20 protein-coding genes and 1 tRNA gene are annotated in these 25,991 nt (G+C 61.5%); 17 read left to right on the forward strand and 4 right to left on the reverse strand.

Annotated elements, in window-relative coordinates:
* The first annotated feature begins 89 nt into the window (after positions 1–89).
* From GTQ41_RS01005 to pgaD, 5 genes are all read left to right on the forward strand, one after another.
* Complete coding sequence (locus GTQ41_RS01005; RefSeq protein ID WP_047290747.1) at positions 90–1,595, forward strand: YdgA family protein; 1,506 nt, start codon at positions 90–92, stop codon at positions 1,593–1,595.
* Between the two features lie 248 nt (positions 1,596–1,843).
* On the forward strand, positions 1,844–4,324 hold the full coding sequence (gene pgaA, locus GTQ41_RS01010) for a poly-beta-1,6 N-acetyl-D-glucosamine export porin PgaA (RefSeq protein ID WP_047290748.1): 2,481 nt from the start codon (positions 1,844–1,846) through the stop codon (positions 4,322–4,324).
* Positions 4,325–4,336: 12 nt separating this feature from the next.
* Positions 4,337–6,334: a poly-beta-1,6-N-acetyl-D-glucosamine N-deacetylase PgaB gene (gene pgaB, locus GTQ41_RS01015; RefSeq protein ID WP_047290749.1), complete on the forward strand. Its 1,998-nt coding sequence runs from the start codon at positions 4,337–4,339 to the stop codon at positions 6,332–6,334.
* Between the two features lies 1 nt (position 6,335).
* A complete protein-coding gene (gene pgaC, locus GTQ41_RS01020; protein WP_047290750.1) occupies positions 6,336–7,691 on the forward strand; it encodes a poly-beta-1,6-N-acetyl-D-glucosamine synthase in 1,356 nt (451 codons plus the stop codon).
* Positions 7,688–8,221 (forward strand): poly-beta-1,6-N-acetyl-D-glucosamine biosynthesis protein PgaD, encoded by a 534-nt coding sequence (gene pgaD, locus GTQ41_RS01025; RefSeq protein ID WP_047290751.1) that lies wholly within the window; start codon positions 7,688–7,690, stop codon positions 8,219–8,221. Before pgaC ends, pgaD begins: the two co-directional genes overlap by 4 nt.
* 103 nt (positions 8,222–8,324) lie before the next feature.
* Here pgaD and GTQ41_RS01030 read toward each other — a convergent pair whose 3' ends face one another.
* Positions 8,325–9,848: an FAD-dependent oxidoreductase gene (locus tag GTQ41_RS01030; RefSeq protein WP_047290753.1), complete on the reverse strand. Its 1,524-nt coding sequence runs from the start codon at positions 9,846–9,848 to the stop codon at positions 8,325–8,327.
* A gap of 139 nt (positions 9,849–9,987) precedes the next feature.
* Here GTQ41_RS01030 and GTQ41_RS01035 point away from each other — a divergent pair, with 139 nt between their 5' ends.
* The 5 genes from GTQ41_RS01035 (at position 9,988) to GTQ41_RS01055 (ending at position 13,817) form a co-directional block, all read left to right on the forward strand.
* Positions 9,988–10,548, forward strand: a complete 561-nt coding sequence (locus GTQ41_RS01035) for a YbhB/YbcL family Raf kinase inhibitor-like protein (protein WP_047290754.1) — start codon at positions 9,988–9,990, stop codon at positions 10,546–10,548.
* Between the two features lie 89 nt (positions 10,549–10,637).
* A complete protein-coding gene (locus tag GTQ41_RS01040; protein WP_047290755.1) occupies positions 10,638–12,323 on the forward strand; it encodes a VWA domain-containing protein in 1,686 nt (561 codons plus the stop codon).
* A 29-nt stretch (positions 12,324–12,352) separates the two neighbouring features.
* Positions 12,353–12,934 carry an RNA polymerase sigma factor gene (locus tag GTQ41_RS01045; RefSeq protein ID WP_230679351.1) on the forward strand — a complete coding sequence of 194 codons (582 nt, stop codon included), beginning with the start codon at positions 12,353–12,355 and terminating at the stop codon, positions 12,932–12,934.
* Complete coding sequence (locus GTQ41_RS01050; protein ID WP_047290757.1) at positions 12,931–13,530, forward strand: hypothetical protein; 600 nt, start codon at positions 12,931–12,933, stop codon at positions 13,528–13,530. The genes GTQ41_RS01045 and GTQ41_RS01050 overlap by 4 nt, the downstream gene beginning before the upstream one ends.
* 56 nt (positions 13,531–13,586) lie before the next feature.
* The gene (locus tag GTQ41_RS01055) at positions 13,587–13,817 is read left to right on the forward strand and encodes a hypothetical protein (RefSeq protein WP_196302410.1); all 231 of its coding nucleotides are present in this window, start codon (positions 13,587–13,589) and stop codon (positions 13,815–13,817) included.
* A 76-nt stretch (positions 13,818–13,893) separates the two neighbouring features.
* Here GTQ41_RS01055 and GTQ41_RS01060 read toward each other — a convergent pair.
* Positions 13,894–13,970: transfer RNA gene (locus GTQ41_RS01060), tRNA-Arg, on the reverse strand.
* 442 nt (positions 13,971–14,412) lie between these two features.
* Between GTQ41_RS01060 and gabD the strand changes: the two genes are divergently transcribed.
* The 3 genes from gabD (at position 14,413) to GTQ41_RS01075 (ending at position 18,665) form a co-directional block, all read left to right on the forward strand.
* Complete coding sequence (gene gabD, locus GTQ41_RS01065; RefSeq protein WP_007963502.1) at positions 14,413–15,855, forward strand: NADP-dependent succinate-semialdehyde dehydrogenase; 1,443 nt, start codon at positions 14,413–14,415, stop codon at positions 15,853–15,855.
* A 186-nt stretch (positions 15,856–16,041) separates the two neighbouring features.
* Positions 16,042–17,322: a 4-aminobutyrate--2-oxoglutarate transaminase gene (gene gabT / locus GTQ41_RS01070; protein WP_047290758.1), complete on the forward strand. Its 1,281-nt coding sequence runs from the start codon at positions 16,042–16,044 to the stop codon at positions 17,320–17,322.
* A 131-nt stretch (positions 17,323–17,453) separates the two neighbouring features.
* On the forward strand, positions 17,454–18,665 hold the full coding sequence (locus GTQ41_RS01075) for a response regulator (RefSeq protein ID WP_047290759.1): 1,212 nt from the start codon (positions 17,454–17,456) through the stop codon (positions 18,663–18,665).
* 130 nt (positions 18,666–18,795) lie between these two features.
* Here GTQ41_RS01075 and GTQ41_RS01080 read toward each other — a convergent pair whose 3' ends face one another.
* Both GTQ41_RS01080 and desA read right to left on the reverse strand, forming a co-directional pair.
* Complete coding sequence (locus tag GTQ41_RS01080) at positions 18,796–19,785, reverse strand: sensor domain-containing diguanylate cyclase (RefSeq protein ID WP_047290760.1); 990 nt, start codon at positions 19,783–19,785, stop codon at positions 18,796–18,798.
* Between the two features lie 247 nt (positions 19,786–20,032).
* Entirely contained in the window at positions 20,033–21,217 is a 1,185-nt protein-coding gene (gene desA / locus GTQ41_RS01085; RefSeq protein WP_047290761.1) for a delta-9 fatty acid desaturase DesA, read from the reverse strand.
* Between the two features lie 147 nt (positions 21,218–21,364).
* Here desA and dibA point away from each other — a divergent pair, with 147 nt between their 5' ends.
* The 4 genes from dibA to cysT all read left to right on the forward strand — a co-directional run bounded on the left by dibA (position 21,365) and on the right by cysT (position 25,980).
* Positions 21,365–23,284 carry a phosphodiesterase DibA gene (gene dibA, locus GTQ41_RS01090; protein ID WP_047290762.1) on the forward strand — a complete coding sequence of 640 codons (1,920 nt, stop codon included), beginning with the start codon at positions 21,365–21,367 and terminating at the stop codon, positions 23,282–23,284.
* Positions 23,285–23,592: 308 nt separating this feature from the next.
* Positions 23,593–23,775, forward strand: a complete 183-nt coding sequence (gene oscA, locus GTQ41_RS01095) for a sulfur starvation response protein OscA (protein WP_039772974.1) — start codon at positions 23,593–23,595, stop codon at positions 23,773–23,775.
* A 143-nt stretch (positions 23,776–23,918) separates the two neighbouring features.
* Entirely contained in the window at positions 23,919–24,932 is a 1,014-nt protein-coding gene (locus GTQ41_RS01100; protein ID WP_047290763.1) for a sulfate ABC transporter substrate-binding protein, read from the forward strand.
* Positions 24,933–25,161: 229 nt separating this feature from the next.
* Positions 25,162–25,980 carry a sulfate ABC transporter permease subunit CysT gene (gene cysT / locus GTQ41_RS01105; RefSeq protein ID WP_007952818.1) on the forward strand — a complete coding sequence of 273 codons (819 nt, stop codon included), beginning with the start codon at positions 25,162–25,164 and terminating at the stop codon, positions 25,978–25,980.
* The last annotated feature ends 11 nt before the right edge of the window (positions 25,981–25,991 follow it).

A 25,991-nucleotide genomic window follows, 5' to 3' on the forward strand; every position in this document is an offset into this window, starting at 1 on the left:
GCTAATTTCAGCGGAGTCGAGCCGCGACCCGGTCACGGGTTCAGGGAAGACGACCACACTTTCAGCCACGGACATTGATCAGGTCATTCATGAATAAATCAGCAGGCGTGCTTCTCGGAATTGTTGTTGCCATCGGTGCGATCAGCGCCGGCGGGGCCTGGTACACCGGGACCAAGATCGAAGGCGTACTGAACAACGCCGTCAGCAACGCCAACAAAGAGCTGCAGACCGCGATGGCCGGCTCCAATGGCAGCGCGTCGCTGGAGCTGGTGTCGCTGGAGCGCCACACCTTTACCAGCACCGCGCACTACCGCCTCAAGGGCGAAGGCGAGATGTTCGGTGACCAGCCGGTCGAGCTGCTGTTCGTCGATCACATCGAACACGGCCCGCTGCCGTTCTCGCGCCTGGTGTCGCTGAAGTGGCTGCCGGTCATGGCCACCAGCAATTACGAGCTGGAAAAGAGCCCGGCCACCGAAAAATGGTTTGCCGCCACCAAGGGCGCCGCGCCGCTCAAAGGGGTGACCAACATCGGCTACGACGAATCCACCACCAGCAGCCTGGAACTGCTGCCGCTGGAAACCGCGCTGGACGAACAGTCGAGCCTGAAGTTTTCCGGCCTGACCATGAACATCTCCGCCAGTGCCCAGGCGCAGAAGGTCAAGGCTGACGGCTACATGGACAGCCTGAAACTGGTCACCGTGGCGCAGGATCAGGCACCGGTGCAGGTCGAACTCAACGGTCTGACCCTGGCCAGCAACCTCACCAAGAGCAGCTACGGCTACTACACCGGGGAAAACACCCTGGAGCTGACCAACAGCAAAACCACCTTCGGTCCCAAGCAGTCGGTACTCGGCGTGAAGAACTTCGAAATGAAGAACCTCACCGAAGAGAGCGGCAGCAATGCCTCGGGCCGCGCTGACTACAAGGTCGGTGAAGTCACCCTCAACGACAAGAAAATCGGTTCGGCCAACATGGCCATGAGCCTGAAGAACCTCGACATCCCGTCGACGATGTCGCTGATGCAGATCTACCAGACCAAATTGCAGCCGTACGAGAAGGAAGCGGCGGCGGCTGCCGAGGCCGGTCTGCCGGCACCGGAACTGAACCTGACCGAAGCCGAATCGGCACAGGTCAAGGCTGACCTGCAGAAACTGCTGGCCGCCAGCCCACAGATCGCGCTGGAAAATCTGTCGCTGAAAACCGCCAACGGTGAAAGCCGCGCCAGTCTGGTGATTGATCTGACCAAACCGCAGTCGATGGACCTGCCGCCGGATCAACTGGGCAAGCAATTGATCGCGCTGCTGGACCTGAATATTCAGGTGTCCAAGCCGATGCTGATCGATCTGCTCAGCGTGCAGGCGCAGCTCGACGGTCAGACTGACGCCAAAGCCATCGTCGACCAGGCCAGCGCCGGCGCCGACATGTTCTCCGGGATGGCAGTCGGTTCGCAATTGGCGACCGTCGACGGCACCAATGTCGTGACCAAGCTGCACTACGCCGCCAACCAGGTGGAATTCAACGGCCAGAAAATGACCGTCGAGCAGTTCGTCGGCTTCCTGATGAGCAAGTTCGCTGGCGTCACGCAAGTGCAGTAATCCTGCGCTCTAAATAGCAACGCCCGGCCTCTGGATTCGCGGACGCCGGGCGTTTTGCTGTCTGGCGTTCGGGTTTTGCACTGAGCCGGTGGCACGATTCTGAACAATTATTGTGTTCTGAATATTCGACTACGCTTGCATGCAAGACTGCCTGACTAAGCTTGGCTGGGTCTTTGTTGGCTCAGCCTCCGTTACGAATGGGCAAGGGGGGCATTGCGACCCGGCTGGCCATGTAAGGATGCTGACGAATGCCGCGTATTGATGTGCCTGTTCTACATCGTGGTTTACGCCCGTTGTTTCGTGTTGCGCTGTGCAGCCAGTTGCTCTGGCCGGCACTGGCGTTTGCCGACACGCCCTACGATCAGATGGTGCGTGATGCCCGTGCCGGGCAGACCACGCCCGCGCTGAATGTGCTGCGCCAGGTGCCGCCGGGGCAGTCGACCACTGGCCAGATCAGCGATCACCTGCAGATCGCCAGTTGGGCCGGCCTCGATGCCGAAGTGGTGCAGGTCTATGAAACCCAGGGCCGTGACCGGGCGCTGCCGGTGCAGGCACTGACCGCCACGGCACGGGCCTATCGCAACCTCAAGCGCTGGGATCAGGCGACTCAGGTCTACAACAAGGCGCTGGCGCTGGAGCCGGACAACGCTGACCTGCAATTGGGGCTGGCCCTGACTCAGGCTGACGCGGGCAAACCCGACGAAGCCGTGACCCGCGCCAAGGCGCTGGTCGCCGCCAAACCCGACGATCCTTCGCGCCGCCTTGCACTGGGCTATGCCCTGACCCGCGCCGGCAAGCAGTACGACGCGTTGTTTGAATACGATCAAGCATTTATCCGTGCCGGCAGCAAGCCGGAAGTCGCCCGCGAATACGTGGTCGCCCTGCAAAAGGCGCGGCTGCCGGAACCGGCGCTGCGTCTGGCCAATCAACGTCCGGGGCTGATCGACCCGGTCACCCTGCGCCGCCTCGAAGGTGATCTGGCCGCCGAACGCGTGCGTCTGGCCGAACTCGCCACCCGCAGTGAACAAGAACGCTACGTGATCGCCGACCGCGCGCTGGCCGATTACGACAAACTGCTCGCCACCTGGACCCCGGATGCCAGCGCCCACGATGACGTGATTCGCTGGCGTATCGACCGCATGGGTGCACTCAAGGCCCGGGCGCGCACCGCTGACGTGATCAATGAATACCAGAAGCTGCAAAGCCAAGGCGTGAAGATTCCGACCTACGCCTTGCGCTGGGTCGCCGCGTCGTATCTGGATCAGCGCCAGCCAGAAGTCTCTACCGACCTGTATCGCCAGGTGCTGTCGGCCCCGGACGCCGATGTCGGTGATCGCCTCGAAGACACCACCGCGTTGTATTACTCGTTGCTGGAAAGCGATCGCGCCGATGAAGCGCGCAACGTCGCCGAGGACCTGGCCAAGACCCAGAAGCCGCGCGTCGAACTCAAGGGCTTGCCGATCGGCAACCCCAACGACGAATGGATGGACGCGCAGCAACTCGCGGCGCAGGCCGGCACCTACGGCTCCGACCTGCCGCACGGCGAGGAACGCCTGCAGACACTGGTCGATCAGGCCCCGGGCAACATCGGCCTGCGTCTGGCGCAGGCCGATCTGTACCTGGCCCGGCAATGGCCACGCCGCGCGGAAACCCAGCTCAAGGAAACCGAGAGCATGGTCCCGCGCGACATGGGCCTGGAACTCGCTCAGGCACGCACCGCGATGACCCTGCAAGAATGGCGGCAGATGGATGCGCTGACCGATGACGTGGTCGCGCGTTTTCCCGACAACCGTCAGGTGCAGCGTGCGGCCCGCGAGCGCGAAGTGCACGACATGTCCGAACTGCGCGTCGAAGCCTATGGCGGCAAGGCCAACGGAGGCGGCGGCAGTGGTGCGGGCGCGGTCAGTGGCAGCCGCGATTTCGGCATCCAGAGCACTTTGTACAGCCCGCCGATCGATGAAGACTGGCGGGTGTTCGTCGGCGCCGGGTATGCCACCGGCGACTTCGCCGAAGGCACCGGTACCGACCGCTTCCAGCGCGTGGGCCTGGAGCGTCGTACCCGCGACATGAGCCTGGAAGCCGAGGTCTCCAACCACGATTACGGTTACGGCGCCAAACAGGGCGCGCGCATCGCGATTGCCCGCGACATCAACGACCACTGGCAGTACGGCGGCAGCTTCGCCTATCTGTCGGCCGAGACGCCGTTGCGGGCGCTCAACAGTGACATCAAGGCCAACGGCGGCAACGCGTTCATTCGCTGGCGCGCCAACGAAAGTCGCGAGTGGCGGCTGTCGGTCAGTCCGTCGCACTTCAGCGACGGCAATAACCGCGTCGAAGCTTTGCTCACCGGGCGCGAGGGCGTCTACAGCGCGCCGAACGTGCAGGTTGATGCCGGTCTGGAAGTCGGTACCAGCCACAACTCCAAGTCCGAGGATGTGCCGTACTTCAACCCGAAATCGGACTTCAGCGTGATGCCGACGGTCAACGTCAACCATGTGCTCTACCACCGTTACGAAACCTCGTGGAGCCAGCAGTTCCAGGCCGGTGCAGGCACCTACAGCCAGCGTGATCACGGCACCGGCGGCATGGCGATGCTCGGCTACGGCCAGCGTTATGCCTGGAACGACGTGTTCGAGGTGGGCGGTTTGTTCAGTGTGATCAACCGGCCCTACGACGGTGATCGGGAGACCGATCTGCGTCTGCTCGTCGACCTCACTTTCCGCTTCTAGAAGAGTTTGAAGATGCCTTTGATGACGCGTTTCATCCTTCTGCTGGGAGTGCTGCTGATCAGCGCCTGCGCCCAGCAAGCCCCGGCCTTCGCGCCGCCGTCGCAACGTCCGGTGGCGGCCAATGAAAAACCCTGGCCGAAAAACCACGTGCTGGGCATCGCCTATCACGATATCGAAGACCGCGACCCCGATCAGGCGGTGGTGGCGGTGCGCACCGAACGCATGATCGAGCAGCTCGCGTGGCTGCGGGAGAACGGCTACCAACCGGTCACCGTCGATCAGATCATGGCGGCGCGCAAGGGCGGCCCGGAACTGCCGGCCAAAGCGATCCTGCTCAGCTTCGACGATGGTTATTCAAGCTTCTACACCCGCGTGCTGCCGGTGCTGCGCGCCTACAACTGGCACGCTCTGCTGGCGCCGGTCGGCGTGTGGATCGACACGCCGCTCAATCAACCAGTGGATTTTGCCGGTGCACCCCGCGCACGCTCCGACTTTCTGACCTGGGATCAGGTGCGGGAAATCTCGCAGTCAGGGCTGGTGGAAATCGCCGCGCACACCGACGCCAGCCACAAAGGCATCCTCGCCAACCCGCAAGGCAACATGCAGCCGGCGGCGGCCACCCGACGCTACGATCCGCTCACCAAGCGCTATGAGTCCGAAGAGCAGTTCCGTGCTCGAATCAGCAATGACGTGGCGACCATCTCGGAAAAAATCCGCAAAGTCACCGGCAAGAAACCGCGCATCTGGGTCTGGCCGTACGGCACGGCGGACGGCACTTCGCTGGCCGTGGTCGGCGAGCAGGGCTACGAAATGGCCCTGACCCTGGACGACGGTCTCGACGCCCTCGACAACCTGATGAGCAGTCCGCGCTTCCTGGTGGCCTCGGATCCTGACGGCGAGCATTTCGCCAACAGCATCGTCGGCGTGCAAGCGGATTTCGCCATGCGTGTGGTGCACGTCGATCTGGACAACGTTTACGACCCGGACCCGGCGCAGCAGGAAATCAACCTCGGCAAGCTGATCCAGCGCATGGCCGACATGGGTGCCAACACCGTGTTCCTGCAGGCCTTCGCCGATCCGAAGGGCGACGGACTGGTGCACTCGCTGTACTTCCCCAACCGTCACCTGCCGGTGCGCGCCGATATTTTCGACCGCGTTGCCTGGCAACTGCGCACTCGGGCGCACGTGAAAGTGTTCGCCTGGATGCCGGTGCTGAGTTTTGGCCTCGATGCGAAACTGCCGCGTGTCACGCGCTGGGATCCGAAGACCGGCACCACTTCGGTCGATCCGGACCAGTATCAGCGCCTGTCGCCGTTCGATCCGCAAGTACGGCGGATCATCGGTGAAATCTACGAAGACGTGGCGCGCCTGACCTCGGTCGACGGCATTCTGTACCACGACGACGCGGTGCTGTCGGACTTCGAAGACGCCAGCCCTGAGGCCCTGAAAGCTTATGCCGCGCACGGCTTGCCGGGGTCCATTGCTGCGCTTCGAGATGATCCGGCGGCGATGCAGCGCTGGACGCGCTTCAAGAGTAAATACCTGATCGACTTCACCAACGAACTGACCGCCAAAGTCCGCGCGATCCGTGGCCCGCAGGTGCTGACCGCACGCAACATCTTCGCCGAGCCGGTGCTCAATCCGCAGAGCGAAGCCTGGTTTGCGCAGAACCTCGACGACTTCCTCGTGACCTACGACTGGACGGCGCCGATGGCCATGCCGCTGATGGAAAAACAGACCCAGGCGCAATCCGGCCCGTGGCTTGAAGAACTGGTGGCGAAGATCAAACAGCGCCCTGGTGCACTGGATCGCACAGTCTTCGAACTGCAGGCCCGCGACTGGACGAAAAAGGATCAGGCCGACATCGACGGTGCGCAACTGGCGGACTGGATGGGCCGGCTCAAGCGTCAGGGGGCGACCAGTTTTGGTTACTACCCGGACAACTTCCTCGACAACCTGCCGGACCTGAAAACCGTAAGGCCTGCGCTCTCCAACAAATGGAACCCATGACATGCTGGATAGACTGTTAGCCCTGCTTGTTCTGGCGCTCGTCCTCGGCGTGCCGCTGGGGTTGATCTTCCTGGTCACCGGGCAGTTCCTGATGGACTTCGTGTTCTTCTACCCATTGTTCATGTCCGGCCTGTGGATCGCCGGTGGCCTGTATTTCTGGCTGCACTGGGAACGCCACTGGCCGTGGAAGGACGACACCCTGCCGCCGCCACTGGAAGGCGAACCACTGATCTCGATCCTGATCCCTTGCTACAACGAAGGCGAAAACGCCGCCGATACCATTCACGCGGCGCTGGCCCAGCATTACCCGAACATCGAAGTCATCGCGATCAACGACGGTTCCAAGGACAACACCGCCGAAGTGCTCGACCGGCTCGCCCAGGAAGACCCACGCCTGCGGGTGCTGCACCTGGCGGAAAACCAGGGCAAGGCTGTGGCGCTGCGCATGGGCGCTATTGCTGCGCGCAGCGAATATCTGGTGAGCATCGACGGCGACGCGCTGCTGGCACCGAACACGGCGGCCTATCTGGTGGCGCCGATGCTCGACAACGCGCGCCTCGGCGCGGTGACCGGCAACCCGCGTATCCGTACACGTTCGACATTGGTCGGGCGGGTGCAGGTCGGTGAGTTCTCCTCGATCATCGGCCTGATCAAGCGCACGCAACGGGTGTTCGGGCGGATCTTCACCGTGTCCGGGGTGATCGTCGCGTTCCGCCGTACCGCGTTGAACCGCGTCGGCTACTGGAGCCCGGACATGATCACCGAAGACATCGACATCAGCTGGAAGCTGCAACTCGATCACTGGAGCATCTTTTACGAGCCGCGCGCGCTGTGCTGGATCCTCATGCCGGAAACCCTGCGTGGTCTGTGGAAGCAGCGCCTGCGCTGGGCCCAGGGCGGTGCCGAGGTGCTGTTCAAGAACATCCGCGGCATCTGGCAGTACCGCCATCGTTACCTGTGGCCGCTGCTGTTCGAGTATTGCCTTTCGACCGGTTGGGCCTTCACCTTTCTGCTGTCGGTAATCTTCTGGGCCGTTGGCAAGTTCGTCGTCATGCCGGAGTCGATTGCCGTGCATCACCTGATGCCCCCGGCGTTCACTGGATTGCTGCTGGCCTTCGTCTGTCTGGTGCAGTTCGCCGTCAGCATCATTATCGACCGGCGCTATGAGCCGGGTCTGGGCCGAACCATGTTCTGGGTCGTCTGGTACCCGATCGCTTTCTGGCTGGTCAGTCTGCTCACCACCTTGGTCAGCTTCCCCAAGGTCTTGTTTGGCCAACATCAGAAGCGTGCGCGCTGGGTCAGTCCTGATCGGGGCATCAAACCGGTTGGCGACGACGAAGAGGAGGTCATCAAATGAAAATCATCCGGACCCGCCAGCGACCGTTCCTGGTCGTGATCGACGTGATTCTCACCGTGCTGGCCTGGGTCGGCCTGCTGTTCCTGCTGATACGCGGGCTGTGGCCGCTGATCGAAACCCACGCCGGTGGGCCACGCATCGACAACTCGGCATTCGAGGCGCTGGGTACGTTGCAGATCTACCTGTGGGTGGCGCTGGTCAACGCGGTGATCCTGATTGGTTGGGCGCGTTATCAACAGCGCAAAAGCCGAAGCTTCGCCCAGCGTCGATTGCCGGCACCGGTGGTCGATGATGAAGGGCTGAGCAAGAGCTTCCGCCTGTGCGATGAGCGCTTGCAGAAACTGCGCACGCCGGGGGTGATGACCATCCACAACGATCAGGAAGGTGACATCAGCCATGTGGTGCTGAACTTTCGGCCACTGGAGCCTGCGGAGCTGCCGCCACCGCTGGCGCCGCTGGAGCATCCGCGGGTGATCTTTCTGCACGCCGAGGATGACGATAATCGCGACCCGGTAAATCGCCCCACCTGAAAGATGCCCCCCCTGTAGGAGCTGCCGAAGGCTGCGATCTTTTGATCTTTAAAATCAAGATCAAAAGATCGCAGCCTTCGGCAGCTCCTACATTGTTCAGCATTCAGCCGCGAATCAGCTCCCAAGCTTCTTCCATCGCCAGTGGTTGTTTCATCCGCTCCGCGAGTATCGCCATGGCCCGTTCCTCCTCGCAGGCCACCGCGGCGACCACCACGCCGTTATGGCCGAACAGGCCGATGAAGGGCGGATGCTCGGGTTCGCCCCTGAACTCGATTTCATCCCACTGGCTGGCGTGGCCAAGGTAGTCGTAGTTCCTGCCGAAGTGCCAGGTCCAGAAAAACGGCACATCCAGATAATGCTCATCGGCGCCCAACATGTTGGCGGCAGCAATGCGCGCATGCTGCTGGGCCAGGCGCCAGTGTTCAATGCGTTGCGGCTGGCCGCTCAGGGGGAACGTGGCGATATCGCCAATTGCCCACAGCCCGTCGCAAACACGCAGGCCGGCGTCGACTCGCAGTGACTGGTCTTTCTCCCTCGGCAGCGACGCAAAAGCCTCGGTGGCCGGATGCACGCCGACCCCCGCCAGCACCAGATCCGCCGAGACGCGCAAACCGTTGTCCAGCAGCACCGCTTCGACTTTGCCGTCGCCAATGATTTCCCGGACTTCGTGATCGGTGATGAATTTCACCCCGTGTTGTTCGTGGAGCGCACGGATCGCTTTACCCACGGCTGTGCCGAATTGTGCGGCAAACGGAATGGCGTGGCGGGCGCTGACCGTGACGTCGAGCCCTAGCTGGCGCAGGGCGGAGGCGCATTCCAGGGCGATAAAGCTGTCACCGATGATCAGCGCCCGCTGTTCGGGTCTGGCGGTGCGCATGATCTGTTCAGCCTGGGCTTTCGAACGCAGGACGAACACCTGCGGCAGATCAGCGCCGGGCAGTTGCAGCGGATTGGGCTCGCCGCCGGTGGCGAGCACCGCGGCGTCGTAGCGCAGGGATTGGCCATCGTGCAAATGCAGGGTTTTCGCTGAGGCGTCGAGGGCAGTGATTTCGCCTTGTCGGCGTTCGATGCGCTGACTTTGATAAAACTCTTCATCGCGCAGCGGCGGAGTTTCCTGCGTCGACATTTCGCCGGCGAGGACAAATTTGCTCAGCACCGTGCGGTCGTAGCCGGCATCCGCTTCGCGGTCGAGCATGATGATCCGGCCACCGAAACCTTTCTCCCGCAGTGCCGCCGCACATGCCGTGCCCGCTGCACCTGCGCCGACTATCACGAAGGTGCGCGAATCATCGGCCGGCGGCGTGTGCCCATCCGGCAGCGGTTGGTCATCGACCCAGACCTCATCGCCACGTAACTCCAGCGGATAACGCTTGAGACTGTCGAGGGCCGGCGGCTCGCACAACGCGCCGTCTTCGACGCGAAACGCGGCCTTGTGCCACGGGCAGATCAGGCGTCCGTTGCACAAGGCGCCCTCCGCCAGCGGCGCGCCGGCGTGTGGGCATTCACCCTGAAACGCGCGCAGTTGGCCATTGGCGTGGAGCAGGACAATCTTGCGCTCACCGATTTCGACTTGCAGGCCACGGTCTTCGGGAACATCGGCGAAACGGGCGACACGGTGCAGGCTCATGTTCGTGCTCCTGGCAGGCATTTCTCTTACGAGTTTGCGCCGCAGGGCGAGGTTCAGCCAATTGCCACTGCCAAGGTACGAACGGTACGGCTATAGTTTGCAGGCCGACGAAGGCCCAACTGCACAAGGTACTCCCGGAATGACCCGATTGACCTCTCTCAACCCTTGGCTGGCGGCCGTCGCCGTCGCCCTTTGCGTGCAGTTTTCGGCGCAGGCGGCCGAGCGCTTTACCCTCGATATACCCGGTGTCTCGGACAACCGCCTGTTCACCTCGGCCGCCGCGAGCGATGCCACCGGTTGCGGTGGCAAGAACCAGTCGCCGGCACTGGCCTGGAACGCAGGGCCTGCGGGCACCCAGAGCTATGCAATCGTCATGCACGACCCGGACGGCCAGAAAGGGGCTGGCGTCGATCACTGGATTCATTACGGCATCAAGGCCACCACCCGGCAGATCCCGGCCGGTGTCGGCGCCAAATCCAGTCTCGAAGGCGTAGGCGGCACCAACAGCAAAGGCACGACCCATTACATCGGGCCATGCCCACCGGTTGGCGACAGTGCACACCACTACATCATTCAGATCTACGCCCTGGATCTGGCCCCGGACGCCTTGCCCGCCGGCCTGACCCGCGCCGAGCTGATGGACAAGATCAAAGGCCACGTACTGCGTAACAGCAGCGTGGTACGGCGTTATCACCGCTAAAAAAATTTTTTGGCGGGGTTTAACCCGATCTGAAGGGGCTGCCCGTCTCAGTGGATGAATGGATCACTTTCATCCCGAGGTCAGCCCCCATGTCCCGCTCCCTGCCTTTTCTGCGACCCGTTGTCGTTGGTGTGTTATTGACCGTCGCCGGTTGCGGCGTGTCTTCCAATCCGGAGTCGGCTGCCGTCCCGGCGCCGGCCCAGCCACAGCCGTCGATTCAGCATGAGGTGCTCGTTGCCGACAGTGCGCTGGCCAAGCGCAGTGCGCGACCGGCGCCAATGGTGAGTTTCGCGGCAATGTCGGCCCCGGAAAGTTATCCACAGGGCTACCGCGACGAACAGCGCGAGCAGTATCAGGCGCTGGCCGATAACCCGATCCACAGCGTGGCCGAAGCCCCGGTCTCGACCTTCAGCGCAGACGTCGATACCGGCGCCTACGCCAACGTCCGGCGGTTGCTCAATCAGGGACGCCTGCCTCCGGAAGGCGCCGTGCGGCTGGAAGAGATGGTCAATTACTTTCCCTACAACGATGCGCTGCCCAGCGATGGCTCGCCCTTCGGCGTGACCACCGAACTGGCCGTCACCCCGTGGAATCCGCACACCCGTCTGCTGCGGATCGGCATCAAGGCCTCCGACCGGGCCGTGGCGGAACTGGCCCCGGCCAATCTGGTGTTTCTGGTGGACGTGTCCGGTTCGATGGATCGCCGCGAAGGCCTGCCGCTGGTCAAAAGCACGCTGAAACTGTTGGTTGATCAGTTGCGCGAGCAGGATCGGGTGTCGCTGGTGGTGTATGCCGGCGAATCCCGGGTGGTGCTGGAGCCAACGTCTGGCCGGGAAAAAGCCAAAATTCGCACAGCCATCGAGCAATTGACCGCTGGCGGCTCAACTGCAGGTGCGTCGGGCATCGAACTGGCCTATCAAATGGCACAACAGGCGTTCATTCCCAAAGGCATCAACCGCATCCTGCTGGCCACTGACGGTGACTTCAACGTCGGCATCAGCGACTTCGACAGCCTCAAGCAAATGGCTGTGGATAAACGCAAGACCGGGATTTCCTTGACCACTTTGGGTTTCGGTGTGGATAACTACAATGAACACTTGATGGAACAACTGGCCGACGCTGGCGACGGCAACTACGCCTACATCGACAACCTGCGCGAGGCGCGCAAAGTGCTGGTGGATCAATTCGGTTCGACCCTTGCCGTGGTGGCGAAAAACGTCAAATTGCAGGTGGAATTCAACCCGGCGCAGGTCAGTGAATATCGCCTGCTCGGCTACGAAAACCGCGCTCTGAAGCGTGAGGATTTTAGCAACGACAAAGTCGATGCCGGTGAAGTCGGCGCAGGACACACGGTGACCGCGCTGTATGAAATTGTCCCGGCAGGTGAGCAGGGCTGGCTGGAACCGCTGCGTTACGGTAAATCGCAGGCGCCAGTGGCTACGAACAGCGGGGAATTGGCGATGCTGCGTGTGCGTTATCAACAGCCCGAAGGTGGGAAAAGTCTGCTGATCGAGCGGCCGATTACCGATCAAGTCGCACCGGCCAGTGACGATCTGCGTTTCGCAGCGGCGGTGGCGGCGTTTTCCCAGCAGCTCAAGGATGCTCGCTACACCGGCGACTTCAGCCTGAAAGACACCGAAGCGCTGGCCCGTGGCGCTCGCGGCGAGGACCGCTTCGGTTTGCGCAACGAGTTCGTGCAACTGGTGGAACTGGCGCAAAGCCTGCGCAGCTCAACCGCATCGAATACGCTGCCCATTGAGCGACGGATCGAATAGTGAGCCGATTCAAAGGCTTCATCAGTCAGCTGTTTGCTACGCCAGACGGCCCGACCGCCAGCAGCGATGAAACGCTGCTGGCGCGTTATCGCGAAGGCGACGGCGCGGCGTTCGAGATTTTGTACGCCCGTCATCGGCAAAGTCTGTATCGCTTTCTGCTCGGGTTGAGCGGCAAACCGGAACTGGCTGACGAGGTGTTTCAGGACACTTGGCTGAGCCTGATCCGCAGCACCAGTCAGCCACAAGGACGGGCGACGTTTCGTACGTGGCTGTTCCAGATTGCGCGCAATCGGCTGATTGATCACTGGCGTAAACACGGTGCATATCAGCCGCTGCACGACAGTTACGACGAACAGCTGCACGCGGTCGGCGACGAGACCCACGATCCCGAACAACGGCTGAACCTCAGCCGCGACAGCCAGCGCCTGGAAAGCGCCCTGCAAACCCTGCCCACCGAGCAGCGCGAAGTGTTTCTGCTGCGCGCCCACGGCGACCTCGACCTGGCGCAAATCGCCAGCCTCACCGAAACACCGCTGGAAACCGTCAAGAGCCGCTTGCGCTACGCCCAGCAAAAACTGCGTCGGCTGCTGGCCGAGGAGGTACTGACATGACTGACGCCCGCCAGACGCCGGAAGAGCAACTGCTCAAACATTATCGCGAGCAACACACCAGCGAGCCGTCAGAACAGCTCGATGCGCTGATTCTCGCCGCTGCACGCCGCGCCGCTCCGGCGCCTAAGCCAAGCCTGTGGCAACGCTGGCTGCAGGCCTGCCAGAAACCGCGCTGGCAGGTCGCATTCGCCAGCCTGGTCGGTGTGGCACTGATGCTCTCGCTGGTGCAACGTGCGCCCGAGCCGCCAGCGCAATTCGACTTCACCCCGGCCGCCAAACCGGCCGCGCCATTGGCGCGCAAGCAAGCGCTGGAAGCGCAGTCATTGGCCGCTCCGCCCGCTGCGGCCATGTCCGCACCGGCACCGATGATGGAAATGGCCGAGCCGATGCAAAGCGACGCGATCAGCGCCGACGAAGCCAGACTCAGCAAACGCGCCGTCGCGCCGGCCAACGGCCTGGATGAGCAACTGCGAGAAGTCCTGCGCCTGCGCGAGGCCGGCCAGTCGCAAGCCGCGGATGCGCTGTACAACAATCTGCACAAACGCTACCCCGGGGTGAACCTCGACCTGCGACTTGAGCGCATTCGCCAGAACTGACCGCTTGTTCACCCAGCCATTTGGCATTGCCCGGCAAAAACGCGCACTATCGAGCCATGGCTGAAGCGCTGGAGAGCAAAGTGGCAGCAAAAATCGACCGCATCGCCCAACTCCTCAACTGCCCGCAGAAGGGCGAGGAGATGCGGCGCGCGATTACCGAGGCGCGCAAGGAGTTCCTGCTGAACCAGTCGGAAGACGACGTCGTGGAAGAAGACGAGGTTTTTGAGGAGGCTGGGGAAGAAGAGGAAGACGACGATTACGACGAGTTTGACTGGACGACGGAGTGACCGCAGTCACATGAAAGTCAGCGTCCACAAAAAAGCCCCGGACCACCACAGTCCGGGGCTTTCTCGTTTCAATTCATGGCGCACCAGGCGGGATTCGAACCCACGACCCCTGCCTTCGGAGGGCAGTACTCTATCCAGCTGAGCTACTGGTGCAGCGGGCGACATCATACCTAGGTCGGCTCGGGGCGTCCATGCCGGGTTTTGGCGGGTTTTGTCAGTGCGCGTGTCGGTGTGAAACGCTGCATTCCTTAAAGCTGTAACGTCCTGCAAAACCCTCGCTTGGCGCTTTTTCCCGGCTGATCTATGGTTTGGCTGCGGCCGGGCTTTTTGCGCGTTGATCTGAAAAATCCAGCAAACGCAGGGTTTTTGTTCTTTTTTTCGAACGACCTATTGTCCTTTAACCCCTTTGCTCCTACGATCCGTTTGAGATTTCAAACGCTCTTTGACGGGGTGTGGAAGCGCAGGTGCGGTGAATAACGCACGATCAATGCGCCTCACCCGGTAGATGATTTCCCTGACGGCAGCCTTGCGAGGCGCCTTTCTACAATCATAATTTTGCTCCGCGCAGGCCGCGGTGCTGTTAAGGAAAGCCGACATGCAGCTTAAAGATACCCAGTTGTTCCGCCAGCAAGCCTTCATTGATGGCGCTTGGGTCGATGCGGACAACGGTCAGACGATCAAGGTCAACAACCCGGCCACCGGCGAAATTCTCGGCACCGTGCCGAAGATGGGCGCTGCGGAAACCCGCCGTGCCATCGAAGCCGCCGACAAGGCGCTGCCGGCCTGGCGTGCACTGACCGCCAAAGAGCGTGCCGGCAAGCTGCGTCGCTGGTTCGAACTGATGATCGAGAACCAGGACGACCTCGCGCGCTTGATGACTCTTGAGCAGGGCAAGCCGCTGGCCGAAGCCAAGGGCGAAATCGTTTACGCCGCGTCGTTCATCGAGTGGTTCGCCGAAGAAGCCAAGCGCATTTACGGTGATGTGATTCCGGGCCACCAGCCGGACAAGCGCCTGATCGTGATCAAGCAACCAATTGGCGTGACCGCCGCGATCACCCCGTGGAACTTCCCGGCGGCGATGATCACCCGTAAGGCCGGCCCAGCGCTGGCCGCCGGTTGCACCATGGTGCTCAAGCCGGCTTCGCAAACCCCATTCTCCGCCTTCGCTCTGGCTGAACTGGCTCAGCGCGCCGGCATCCCTAAAGGCGTGTTCAGCGTGGTCTCCGGCAGCGCCGGCGACATCGGCAGCGAGCTGACCAGCAACCCGATCGTACGCAAGCTGTCCTTCACTGGCTCGACCGAAATCGGCCGTCAGCTGATGTCGGAATGCGCCAAGGACATCAAGAAGGTCTCGCTGGAACTGGGCGGCAACGCGCCGTTCATCGTGTTCGACGACGCGGACCTGGATAAGGCCGTCGAAGGCGCGATCATTTCCAAATACCGCAACAACGGCCAGACCTGCGTCTGCGCCAACCGTCTGTACATTCAGGATTCGGTCTACGACGCGTTCGCCGAGAAGCTGAAAGTCGCGGTGGCCAAGCTGAAGATCGGCAACGGTCTGGAAGAAGGCACCACCACGGGTCCGCTGATCGACGAGAAAGCCGTGGCCAAGGTGCAAGAGCACATTGCCGATGCCGTGGCCAAAGGCGCCACCGTGCTGGCCGGTGGCAAGCCGATGGAAGGTAACTTCTTCGAGCCGACCATCCTGACCAACGTGCCGAAAGACGCGGCTGTCGCCAAGGAAGAAACCTTCGGCCCGCTTGCGCCGCTGTTCCGCTTCAAAGACGAGGCCGAAGTGATCGCGATGTCCAACGACACCGAGTTCGGTCTGGCTTCCTACTTCTACGCCCGTGACCTGGGCCGGGTGTTCCGTGTGGCGGAAGCCCTGGAATACGGCATGGTCGGCGTCAACACCGGGCTGATCTCCAACGAAGTCGCGCCGTTCGGCGGCATCAAGGCGTCGGGCCTGGGCCGTGAAGGCTCCAAGTACGGCATCGAGGATTACCTGGAAATCAAATACCTCTGCCTGGGTATCTAAGCCGGGGAAGGGATCGCTGCAAACGCAAAGGGCACGAGAGCGCTGTCCCTTTGCGTCGTTTCAAAACCGGAATTTTCTCTGCGGCCAGGAACGCCGTGGCAGTCGATCATCGCATGCTGCCACCGCCGATTTCTCCCGCTTAATCCTTGAACCACGCCGCCCGATGAGCGGTGAATGAGGACTGTAATGAGCAAGACTAACGCTGATCTGATGGCCCGTCGTACCGCTGCTGTTCCACGTGGTGTTGGCCAGATTCACCCGATCTTTGCCGAATCGGCTAAGAACGCTACCGTGACTGACGTTGAAGGTCGTGAGTTCATCGACTTCGCCGGCGGTATCGCGGTACTGAACACCGGCCACGTGCACCCGAAAATCATCGCCGCCGTGACCGAACAACTGAACAAGCTGACCCACACCTGCTTCCAGGTACTGGCCTATGAGCCGTACGTTGAGCTGTGCGAAAAGATCAACGCCAAGGTGCCTGGTGATTTCGCCAAGAAAACCCTGCTGGTGACCACCGGTTCCGAAGCCGTGGAAAACGCCGTGAAGATCGCCCGTGCCGCCACTGGCCGTGCCGGCGTGATCGCCTTCACCGGTGCCTACCACGGTCGCACCATGATGACCCTGGGCCTGACCGGTAAGGTCGTGCCGTACTCGGCCGGCATGGGCCTGATGCCAGGTGGCATCTTCCGCGCGCTGTACCCGAACGAGCTGCACGGTGTGAGCATCGACGATTCGATCGCTTCCATCGAACGCATCTTCAAGAACGACGCCGAGCCGAAAGACATCGCCGCGATCATCATCGAGCCGGTGCAGGGTGAAGGTGGTTTCTACGTCGCGCCGAAAGAGTTCATGAAGCGTCTGCGCGCCCTGTGCGACCAGCACGGTATCCTGCTGATCGCTGACGAAGTGCAGACCGGCGCTGGCCGTACCGGCACCTTCTTCGCCATGGAACAGATGGGCGTTGCGGCCGACCTGACCACCTTCGCCAAATCCATCGCTGGCGGCTTCCCGCTGGCCGGTGTCTGCGGCAAGGCCGAATACATGGACGCCATCGCTCCAGGCGGCCTGGGCGGCACCTACGCCGGTAGCCCGATCGCTTGCGCTGCGGCCCTGGCCGTGATGGAAGTGTTCGAAGAAGAACACCTGCTGGACCGCTGCAAGGCTGTTGGCGAGCGTCTGGTCACCGGCCTGAAGGCCATCCAGGCCAAATACCCGGCAGTGATCGGCGAAGTGCGTGCGCTGGGCGCGATGATCGCGATCGAGCTGTTCGAAAACGGCGACAGCCACAAGCCGAACGCGGCCGCAGTGGCATCGGTGGTAGCCAAGGCACGTGACAAGGGTCTGATCCTGCTGTCTTGCGGCACTTACGGCAACGTGCTGCGCGTTCTCGTACCGCTGACCTCGCCGGACGAGCAACTGGACAAAGGCCTGGCGATCATCGAAGAGTGCTTCTCGGAGCTGTAATTCCGGGCACTGTGTGATCGGATCGAGAAAAAACCCGCTTCGGCGGGTTTTTTTATGCCTCGGAAACCCTTTTGCGCTGTATCGAAGGGCCAGCATTGGCTAAGGTTCAGGCATTGCAAGGGAGAGCGCGCATGACCGCCGTTGATTTACCCGCCGTACCCCGAGTGCTGATTGCCGAGGCCGATCCGTGGTCCCGTGACCTGCTCAAACATGTGTTGCTCAACGTGCGCTGCGATGCGCGGCTGGACTTGTGTGCCGACGGCCAGCAAGCGCTGTCGTTACTCACCGACGTGCCCTACGACCTGGCGATTGTCGATTGGGAGTTGCCGGGCATCGACGGTTTGAGCGTGCTGCGCAGCGTGCGTCAGCGCAAACGCAATCCGCCGCTGCCATTCATTCTGATGAGCAACCGCAACGACAGTGCCAGTGTGCGCGAAGCCATCCCGCTGGCCCCGACGGCCTACCTGACCAAACCGCTGAACATGGAAAGCCTGACCGAGCGGCTGCAGGGTTTACTCTTGAATGCGGGTGAAGAGGTGTTCTGCGAAGTGCCGACGCTGGCGCCGGGCATGACCTTGTCGGTGTTCCTCGAGCGGCGCCGCGAGCAGGCCGACGGCGCGCCATTGATGACCGATGTGCAGGTGGCGGTCAAACGCAGCCTCAACCCCAATGGCCTCGACCTGAAACTGCTGGAAGAAGAGATCCGTACCGATCCGCAGATTACCGCCGTGCTGATCGCCGCCGCCAACAGCGCGGCGCAGCATCATGGCGCGGCGGTACAGACCCTGGGGCAGGCGCTGCATCGCCTCGGCACCGGACAGAGCATGAACCTGATTCTCGGCCTGGCGCTCAAGCGCAGCGCCAAACTCAGCGACCCGTGCCTGGCGGATTACGCCGAGCGCTATTGGGGCTTGTCGTTGCATACCGCCGAATACGCCCGCACCCTGGCGCGCCTGCTCGACCTGGATCAGGAGCGCTGCTATTGCGCCGGCATGCTGCATCGCCTTGGCGATCTGGCGCTGTTGCGCTGTTTACAGGAGTGGAAGCAGGCCGGCGGCGAGTTGGATGAGTGGGAGGAAGTCGGTGACGCGCTGGCGGAATTTGGCGCGGCTTACGGTTCGGCGTTGCGCACGCGCTGGCGCCTGCCGCTGGAGCTGCGCGAGTTGATTGCGTCCGTCTACCAGCTCGGAGGCGGGGTGTATTCCCGTGAGGCGCTGGTGATGAACATGGCGGCGCAAATGGCCCGCCTGACCGAGCATGAGGGCGTTGAGGAGCTGGCAAAGAGTCGCACGGCGCGGCTGCTTAAGATCGGGTTGCCGGAATTGATGCGGATGCGCAAGTAACCGGATTCACGAGCATCCCCCTGTAGGAGCTGCGGCACGCTGCGATCTTTTGATCTTGTCTTTCAAAGCAAAAATCGAAAGATCGCAGCGTGCCGCAGCTCCTACAGGGGAGGTAAATCGGAGGGTGGATTCAGCTTGAGATAATCCGGTTCTTGCCCTGCCGTTTGGCCTCGTACATCGCTGCGTCCGCCCGGGCGAACAGGCTGTCGAGGCTTTCGTCATCGTTCCTGAGGCTGGTCAGTCCCTGGCTGACGGTGATGCCGAAGGTCTGGCCGTCGACATTGAAGACCATCCGCTGAATCTCCTGCTGCAGCCGCTCGGCCACTTGCATCGCCATGTCCGGTGCACAACCGGGGAACACGGCAGCGAATTCTTCTCCGCCGATACGTCCGAACAGATCGCCGCGACGTAACGAGGTGCGCCCGCATTCGGCGATGCGTTGCAGCACGTTGTCGCCTTCCGGGTGGCCGTAGCTGTCGTTGATCTGCTTGAAGTCATCAATGTCCAGCAGCAGGAAGGCCAGTGGCGAACCTTGCAGGCGCGCGTCGTCGAACTCGCGGTTGGCGCATTCGAAGAAGTGGCGACGGTTGCTGCTTTGGGTCAGTACGTCGGTGGTGGCCAGGCGATGCAGTTCGGTTTCCATGCGTTTTTTGTCGGTGATGTCTTCGGCGATGCCGACGATGATCACCGGTTGCCCGGGCTCGTCCTGACGGTTGATGAAGCACTTGTCGCTGAGCCAGCGAACCTGGCCGTCAGCGGCGATGATCCGGTATTCGCGGTCTTCCACCGCGCCTTTGTGCAGCACTTCGGCCAGGCTGCGCTCGGCATAGTCGAGATCGTCGGGGTAGATGCTGTCGCGCCATTGGTTGTAGTCAGCCAGCAATAGCCCTGCGGAGCGACCGAAAATTCGCTCGTAGGCAGGGCTGACGTAAAGCACCTGACGGGTTTCCCAATTGAACGCCCAGAGCACCGCGTTGACGCTCACCAGCAATGAACTGAACAGTTGTTCGCGCTCGCTCAGCCGGGCGACTTCGCCTTGGGCGTGCATCAGCGCCATCAGGGTTTGCGCGGCCTCGGGCCACTGCGCGAGGGATGAGTCTTGTTGATTGTTGTTGACCATCGGCACATATCTCAAAGGGCGTGCCGCGATTTCGACAACGGCCACAGTACAGCCCGCCGGGATGGCGAAGTGTCTTTGAGATAGGGCTTTCGGTGCTAAGTTCCGCGCTTTTGTGGCGAGGGAGCTAGCTCCCGCCGGGCGGTAGATATGACGCGTTTCAGCAATGAGAACGCGTCGACAAATTTGCGGTAGCTGCGCTACCGATCGGGGATGAATCCCCTCGCCACAGGGGATTCGTTCATGGCGGTCAGGCTGCGGCGGGGCGCAGCGAGTAGGTTTTCAGCTGGTCGGCGAATTCACGCAGGGACTGGATGCCGCTGGCCTCGGCCTCGTGCACCCATTCCTTGATGGCGGCGAGCATGTCGTGGCCATTGGCGCTGGTCTTGACCCAGATCTGCTGCAGGGCCAGGCGTTTTTCGTAAATGACCTTCAGCGCCTGGCTGTGCTCGAGCATGTTCTGGATGCGCAAGTGATGACGGTCTTCCAGCAGGCTGGTTTCCCGCGACAGCAGGCGTTTGGCCCGATGGAATTGATGGCGTACCGAATGATCGACCTTGTCCAGCTCCTGCTTGACCAGTGGGCCGATCACCAATTTGCGGTATTGGGCCATGATCTGGAAGCGGTTGTTGAGGATCGCCATGGCGGTGTCCATGTCCAGATGGCCCTTGCCTTCGACGCGGTGGGCAATCGGCGCCACACGCTGCACCTTGGCCAGTCTGAAGAAGCTGAAGACTTTGATCCACGCCCAGCCGAGGTCGAATTCCCACTTCTTCACCGACAGCTTGGCCGAGTTGGGGTAGGTGTGATGGTTGTTGTGCAGCTCTTCACCACCGATCAGGATGCCCCACGGCACCAGATTGGTCGCCGCGTCGCGGCATTCGAAGTTGCGGTAGCCGATGGCATGGCCCAGACCGTTGACCACGCCGGCGGCCCAGACCGGGATCCACATCATCTGGATCGCCCAGATGGTGATGCCGATGGTGCCGAACAGCAGCAGATCGATGATGCCCATGATCGCCACACCCAGCAGCGGATAGCGGCTGTAGAGATTGCGCTCGACCCAGTCTTCCGGGCAGTTCTTGCCGTAGATGCGCAGGGTCTCCGGATTCTCGGCTTCGGCGCGATACAGCTCGGCGCCTTTGCGCAGCACGGTGGACAGACCCTTGATCACCGGGCTGTGCGGGTCATCTTCGGTTTCGCACTTGGCGTGGTGTTTGCGGTGGATGGCAGTCCACTCGCGGGTGTTCTGCGCCGTGGTCAGCCACAGCCAGAAGCGGAAAAAGTGTTTCAGGCCGGCATTCAGCTCAAGTGAGCGATGGGCCGAGTAACGGTGCAGATAGACCGTGACGGCGACAATTGTCACGTGGGTCATCAGCAGGGTGACCGCGACCAGAGACCAGGCCGACAAGCCAAGAAAACCTTCGTACCACATAGGCTATAGGGCCCTCGATAAAGATAAAAACAGCCGTTGCATTATCACCAAGCACACAGATAAAACCAGTCGCCCTTTCAGATAAGCGTCGCTGGATGTTTCTTGACCTATAATTCCAACCTTTTTTGTAGGGACATGGACAGCCGAATGCCTGCCACTTACCGCGATGCCCTGCGTGCAGCGCTGCTTTACCTGTTGCTTGCTGTTGTCTGGCTGCAAGGCACTGGTTACTTATTGAACAGTTTCTTTGATGAGTCTGTCGATCTGCAGCGATGGCAACTGATCAACGGTTACGTCTGGGCTGCCGTCAGCGCGGGGCTGATCTTCCTCGCGCGGGCCAGATTGTGCGAATTTCTCGGCATCGGTGCGCGGTTACGCGAGCGGCAGGCCGACCGTGAACGCCTGCGCCAGGCCGCCGCGGTATTCGACTGCACCCGCGAGGGCGTGCTGGTGACCAACCGCGAGGGTCTGATCGTGCACGTCAACCGTGCGTTCATGGAAATCACCGGCTACCAGTACGAGGAAGTTCTCGGCCACCAGCCGAGCCTGTTCAAGTCCGGTCATCATCCGCCGGGCTTTTATCAGGCGATGTTCGCCACGCTGGAGAGCGAGGGCGAATGGAGCGGGGAGATCTGGAACCGGCGCAAGAGCGGCGAGATTTACCCGCAGTGGCAGACCATCCGCGTGATTCACGATGATCAGGGCCGTCTCAGCCACTACGTGGCGGTGTTTTCCGACATCAGTGCGATCAAGGACTCTGAACACGAACTCAAGCACCTCGCCCACCACGACCCGCTGACCGACTTGCCCAATCGCCTGTTGTTCAGCGACCGCGCCGAGCAGGCACTGGCGTCGGCGCAGATCCACAAGCGCGGCTGCGCCTTGCTGATGATCGATCTGGACCACTTCAAGATGATCAACGACAGCCTCGGGCACAACATCGGCGATCGCCTGCTCAAAGCGGTGGCGGCGCGCCTGCAGGAGCTGTTCGGCCCCGGGATTACTCTGGCGCGGCTTGGCGGTGATGAGTTCGCGGTGCTGGCGGAGAGTTGTCCACAACTGGTTCAGGCGGCAGCACTGGCGCAACGCATTCTTGATGCGCTCAAGGAGCCATTCCGCATCGACCGGCACGAGCTGTTCATCAACGCCAGTATCGGCATCAGCCTGTTCCCCAGCGACGCGTTGAGTGCCGATCAGTTGTTGCGTAATGCCGACGCCGCGCTGTTCAAGGCCAAGAGCAGCGGCCGCAACGGGTACGCGTTGTACACCGAAGAGCTGACCGCCCACGCGCAGCAACGGGTCGAGCTCGCTTTCGAGCTGCGCCGCGCGCTGGAGCAACAGGAACTGCGGGTCTACTACCAGCCTGTTCACGATTTGCGCAGCAGTCGCCTGATTGGTGTCGAAGCGCTGGTGCGCTGGCAGCATCCGCAGCGCGGGCTGGTGTCGCCGGCGGAATTCATTCCGATTGCCGAGCGCACCGGGATGATTGCTGAAATCGACGCCTGGGTGATGCGCCAGGCGTGTTCGCAGATGTGCCATTGGCAGCAGGCCGGGGTCGTGCTGTCGTTCGTCGCGGTGAACGTGTCGTCGCGGTTGTTCGCCCGGCGTGAGCTGTACCAGCAAGTGGCGCAGGTGCTGCACGAGACTGGTCTGGATCCGGCCTTTCTGGAACTGGAAGTCACCGAGAGCGCGGTGATGGATGATCCGGAAGTGGCGCTGGAGCAGATGCATCATTTGCGTGAACTGGGGATTCGCCTGGCCATTGACGATTTCGGTACCGGCTACTCATCACTGTTGCGGCTCAAGCGCCTGCCGGTGCAGAAGCTCAAGATCGATCAGGGTTTTGTCGCCGGGTTGCCGTGGGACGAGGACGACGCCGCGATCGTTCGGGTGATCATCGCGCTGGCCCGGAGCATGGGCATGCAGGTGCATGCCGAAGGGATCGAACAGGCCGAGCAGGCGGCGTTTCTGCTGGAGCAGGCCTGTGATCTGGGACAGGGCTACTGGTTTGGGCGGCCGGTGCCGGCGGGGGAGATTGATTGGGCCAAAGCCCCTGTTATCGGTTAACAGTCCTGCTCTGGCTGACACCAAACCTGTGGCGAGGGGATTTATCCCCGATGGGTCGCGTAGCGGCCCTGAAAAACAGGGACTGCTACGCAGTCCATCGGGGATGAATCCCCTCGCCACAGGGTTTCATACAGTCTTCAAACTCAGTGAACACCGCGCAAACCCTCGGCCCGTCAGATAATGTTTTCCAGTTATATAAACATTCTTAAATAGTCTTTTTAAGAATATCCACAGCTCTCTTATATTGCTCCCACGCCGAACGCAGTGCCGCCCACTGCCAGGCATATCCCATTCAAAGGAGCAGCACCATGAGCGCATCCCTTCGCAGCGTTGACGGTCAGGACGAAAGCACCATCTTGCGGGAAATCCAGAGCGCCCTGCGCGATCTGCGTTTCGGCGCGGTGGAGATCACTGTGCACAACGCCCAGGTCGTGCAGATCGAACGCAAAGAGAAATTCCGTCTGCAGCAGCCGGGTAACAAACCGAGCTGATTTGAAGATCAAAAGATCGCAGCCTGCGGCAGCTCCTACAGGGGGCTGTAGGCGCTGCCGCAGGCTGCGACCTTTGAACCGGCACCCCGATTTCCGAAATACATAAGAAAAAGCCACCACCAAGAATTCCAGGAGCTTTCACCATGTCGTCGATTCGCCGTTACGCTTTGGCCGCCCTGGCCAGTGCCGTGTTTGCCGGTTCTGCAGTTGCCAAGGATTACGAACTGCTCAACGTGTCGTATGACCCGACGCGCGAGCTGTATCAGGACTACAACGCCGAATTCATCAAGTTCTGGCAGAAAGATCACGCCGGCGACACCGTGAAAATCCAGCAATCCCATGGCGGATCTGGCAAGCAGGGCCGTGCGGTAATCGACGGTCTGCGCGCCGACGTGGTGACCCTGGCGCTGGCCGGCGACATCGACGAAATCGCCAAGCTTGGCAAGACTCTGCCTGCCGACTGGCAGAAGCGTCTGCCGGATGCCAGCACCCCGTACACCTCGACCATCGTGTTCCTGGTGCGCAAGGGCAACCCGAAAGGCATCAAGGACTGGGGCGACCTGATCAAGAACGACGTTTCGGTGATCACCCCGAACCCGAAAACCTCCGGCGGTGCGCGCTGGAACTTCCTCGCCGCGTGGGCCTACGGCCTGAAAGCCAACGGCGGCAGCGAAGAAAAAGCCAAAGAGTACGTGCAGACCTTGTTCAAGCACGTTCCGGTACTGGACACCGGCGCTCGTGGCTCGACCATCACCTTCGTCAACAACGGTCAGGGTGACGTGTTGCTGGCCTGGGAAAACGAGGCGTTCCTGGCATTGAAAGAAGACGGCGGCGCTGACAAGTTCGACATCGTCGTGCCGTCGCTGTCGATCCTTGCCGAGCCACCGGTGGCGGTGGTCGACAAGAACGCCGAGAAAAAGGGCAACGAGCAGATCGCTGAAGCTTACTTGAAGCACCTGTACAGCCCGGCCGGTCAGGAGATCGCCGCGAAGAACTTTTACCGTCCACGCGACAAGGACGTAGCGGCGAAGTACGCCCAGCAGTTCCCGAAACTGGAACTGGTGACCATCGACAAGGACTTCGGCGGCTGGAAATCCGCGCAGCCGAAATTCTTCAACGACGGTGGCGTGTTCGACCAGATCTACCAAGCGCAGTAATCTGACCCACAATGAGCCTGAAGTTCAGGCACTTGAGATGTGGGAGTGAGCCTTTGTGGTGAGGGGATTCATCCCCGATGGGTTGCGCAGCAGCCCCAACGCCGACCTTTGCGGTGAATCAAATCTACCGCGAACTCTGGTTTTGCGACTGCTTCGCAGTCGGTCGGGGATAAATCCCCTCACCACAGGGCTCGCTCCCACATTGATGCGTTTTTAACCAAGGACTTTTATGTCGCGTCGTATCTCCCCCGTCATACCCGGCTTCGGGCTGACGCTGGGTTACACCTTGGTGTACCTCAGCCTGATTGTGCTTATCCCGCTGGCGGCGATGTTCGTCCACGCCGCCCAACTCACCTGGGATCAGTTCTGGACGATCATTTCTGCACCGCGAGTGCTGGCCGCGCTGAAGCTGAGTTTCGGCACCGCGCTGTGTGCGGCGATCATCAACGGCATCATCGGCACGCTGCTGGCCTGGGTGCTGGTGCGCTACACCTTCCCGGGGCGCAAGGTCATCGACGCGATGATCGACCTGCCGTTCGCCCTGCCGACGGCGGTGGCCGGTATTGCCCTGACCGCGCTGTACACCCCGACCGGGCTGGTTGGCCAGTTTGCCGCCGACCTCGGTTTCAAGATCGCCTACACCCCGTTGGGCATCACCCTGGCGCTGACGTTCGTGACCCTGCCGTTCGTAGTGCGCACGGTGCAGCCGGTACTGGCTGACATTCCCCGTGAAGTCGAAGAAGCCGCCGCTTGCCTCGGTGCGAAACCGTTGCAGGTGTTCCGCCATATCCTCCTGCCAGCGCTGTTGCCAGCGTGGCTGACTGGATTTGCCCTGGCCTTTGCCCGGGGTGTCGGCGAGTACGGTTCGGTGATTTTCATCGCCGGCAACATGCCGATGAAAACCGAGATCCTGCCGCTGCTGATCATGGTCAAACTCGACCAGTACGATTACACCGGTGCCACGTCCATCGGCGTGCTGATGCTGGTGGTTTCCTTCGTCCTGTTGCTGCTGATCAACCTGTTGCAGCGGCGCATCGAAACCCCATAAGGAGGCGCGAA

It is taken from the genome of Pseudomonas sp. AN-B15, assembly GCF_019056475.1.
Classification (GTDB): Bacteria; Pseudomonadota; Gammaproteobacteria; order Pseudomonadales; family Pseudomonadaceae; genus Aquipseudomonas; species Aquipseudomonas parakoreensis.

Bases quoted from the DNA above. Each gene is read 5' to 3' on its own strand.
- desA (WP_047290761.1), bottom strand. From the start codon at position 21,217: ATGTGGTACGAAGGTTTTCTTGGCTTGTCGGCCTGGTCTCTGGTCGCG.
- GTQ41_RS01080 (WP_047290760.1), bottom strand. From the start codon at position 19,785: ATGGTCAACAACAATCAACAAGACTCATCCCTCGCGCAGTGGCCCGAG.
- GTQ41_RS01040 (WP_047290755.1), top strand. From the start codon at position 10,638: ATGTCCCGCTCCCTGCCTTTTCTGCGACCCGTTGTCGTTGGTGTGTTA.
- oscA (WP_039772974.1), top strand. From the start codon at position 23,593: ATGAGCGCATCCCTTCGCAGCGTTGACGGTCAGGACGAAAGCACCATC.
- pgaD (WP_047290751.1), top strand. From the start codon at position 7,688: ATGAAAATCATCCGGACCCGCCAGCGACCGTTCCTGGTCGTGATCGAC.
- GTQ41_RS01075 (WP_047290759.1), top strand. From the start codon at position 17,454: ATGACCGCCGTTGATTTACCCGCCGTACCCCGAGTGCTGATTGCCGAG.
- GTQ41_RS01030 (WP_047290753.1), bottom strand. From the start codon at position 9,848: ATGAGCCTGCACCGTGTCGCCCGTTTCGCCGATGTTCCCGAAGACCGT.
- pgaB (WP_047290749.1), top strand. From the start codon at position 4,337: ATGCCTTTGATGACGCGTTTCATCCTTCTGCTGGGAGTGCTGCTGATC.
- pgaA (WP_047290748.1), top strand. From the start codon at position 1,844: ATGCCGCGTATTGATGTGCCTGTTCTACATCGTGGTTTACGCCCGTTG.
- gabD (WP_007963502.1), top strand. From the start codon at position 14,413: ATGCAGCTTAAAGATACCCAGTTGTTCCGCCAGCAAGCCTTCATTGAT.
- gabT (WP_047290758.1), top strand. From the start codon at position 16,042: ATGAGCAAGACTAACGCTGATCTGATGGCCCGTCGTACCGCTGCTGTT.
- GTQ41_RS01100 (WP_047290763.1), top strand. From the start codon at position 23,919: ATGTCGTCGATTCGCCGTTACGCTTTGGCCGCCCTGGCCAGTGCCGTG.
- dibA (WP_047290762.1), top strand. From the start codon at position 21,365: ATGCCTGCCACTTACCGCGATGCCCTGCGTGCAGCGCTGCTTTACCTG.
- pgaC (WP_047290750.1), top strand. From the start codon at position 6,336: ATGCTGGATAGACTGTTAGCCCTGCTTGTTCTGGCGCTCGTCCTCGGC.
- GTQ41_RS01050 (WP_047290757.1), top strand. From the start codon at position 12,931: ATGACTGACGCCCGCCAGACGCCGGAAGAGCAACTGCTCAAACATTAT.
- GTQ41_RS01055 (WP_196302410.1), top strand. From the start codon at position 13,587: ATGGCTGAAGCGCTGGAGAGCAAAGTGGCAGCAAAAATCGACCGCATC.
- GTQ41_RS01035 (WP_047290754.1), top strand. From the start codon at position 9,988: ATGACCCGATTGACCTCTCTCAACCCTTGGCTGGCGGCCGTCGCCGTC.
- GTQ41_RS01005 (WP_047290747.1), top strand. From the start codon at position 90: ATGAATAAATCAGCAGGCGTGCTTCTCGGAATTGTTGTTGCCATCGGT.
- cysT (WP_007952818.1), top strand. From the start codon at position 25,162: ATGTCGCGTCGTATCTCCCCCGTCATACCCGGCTTCGGGCTGACGCTG.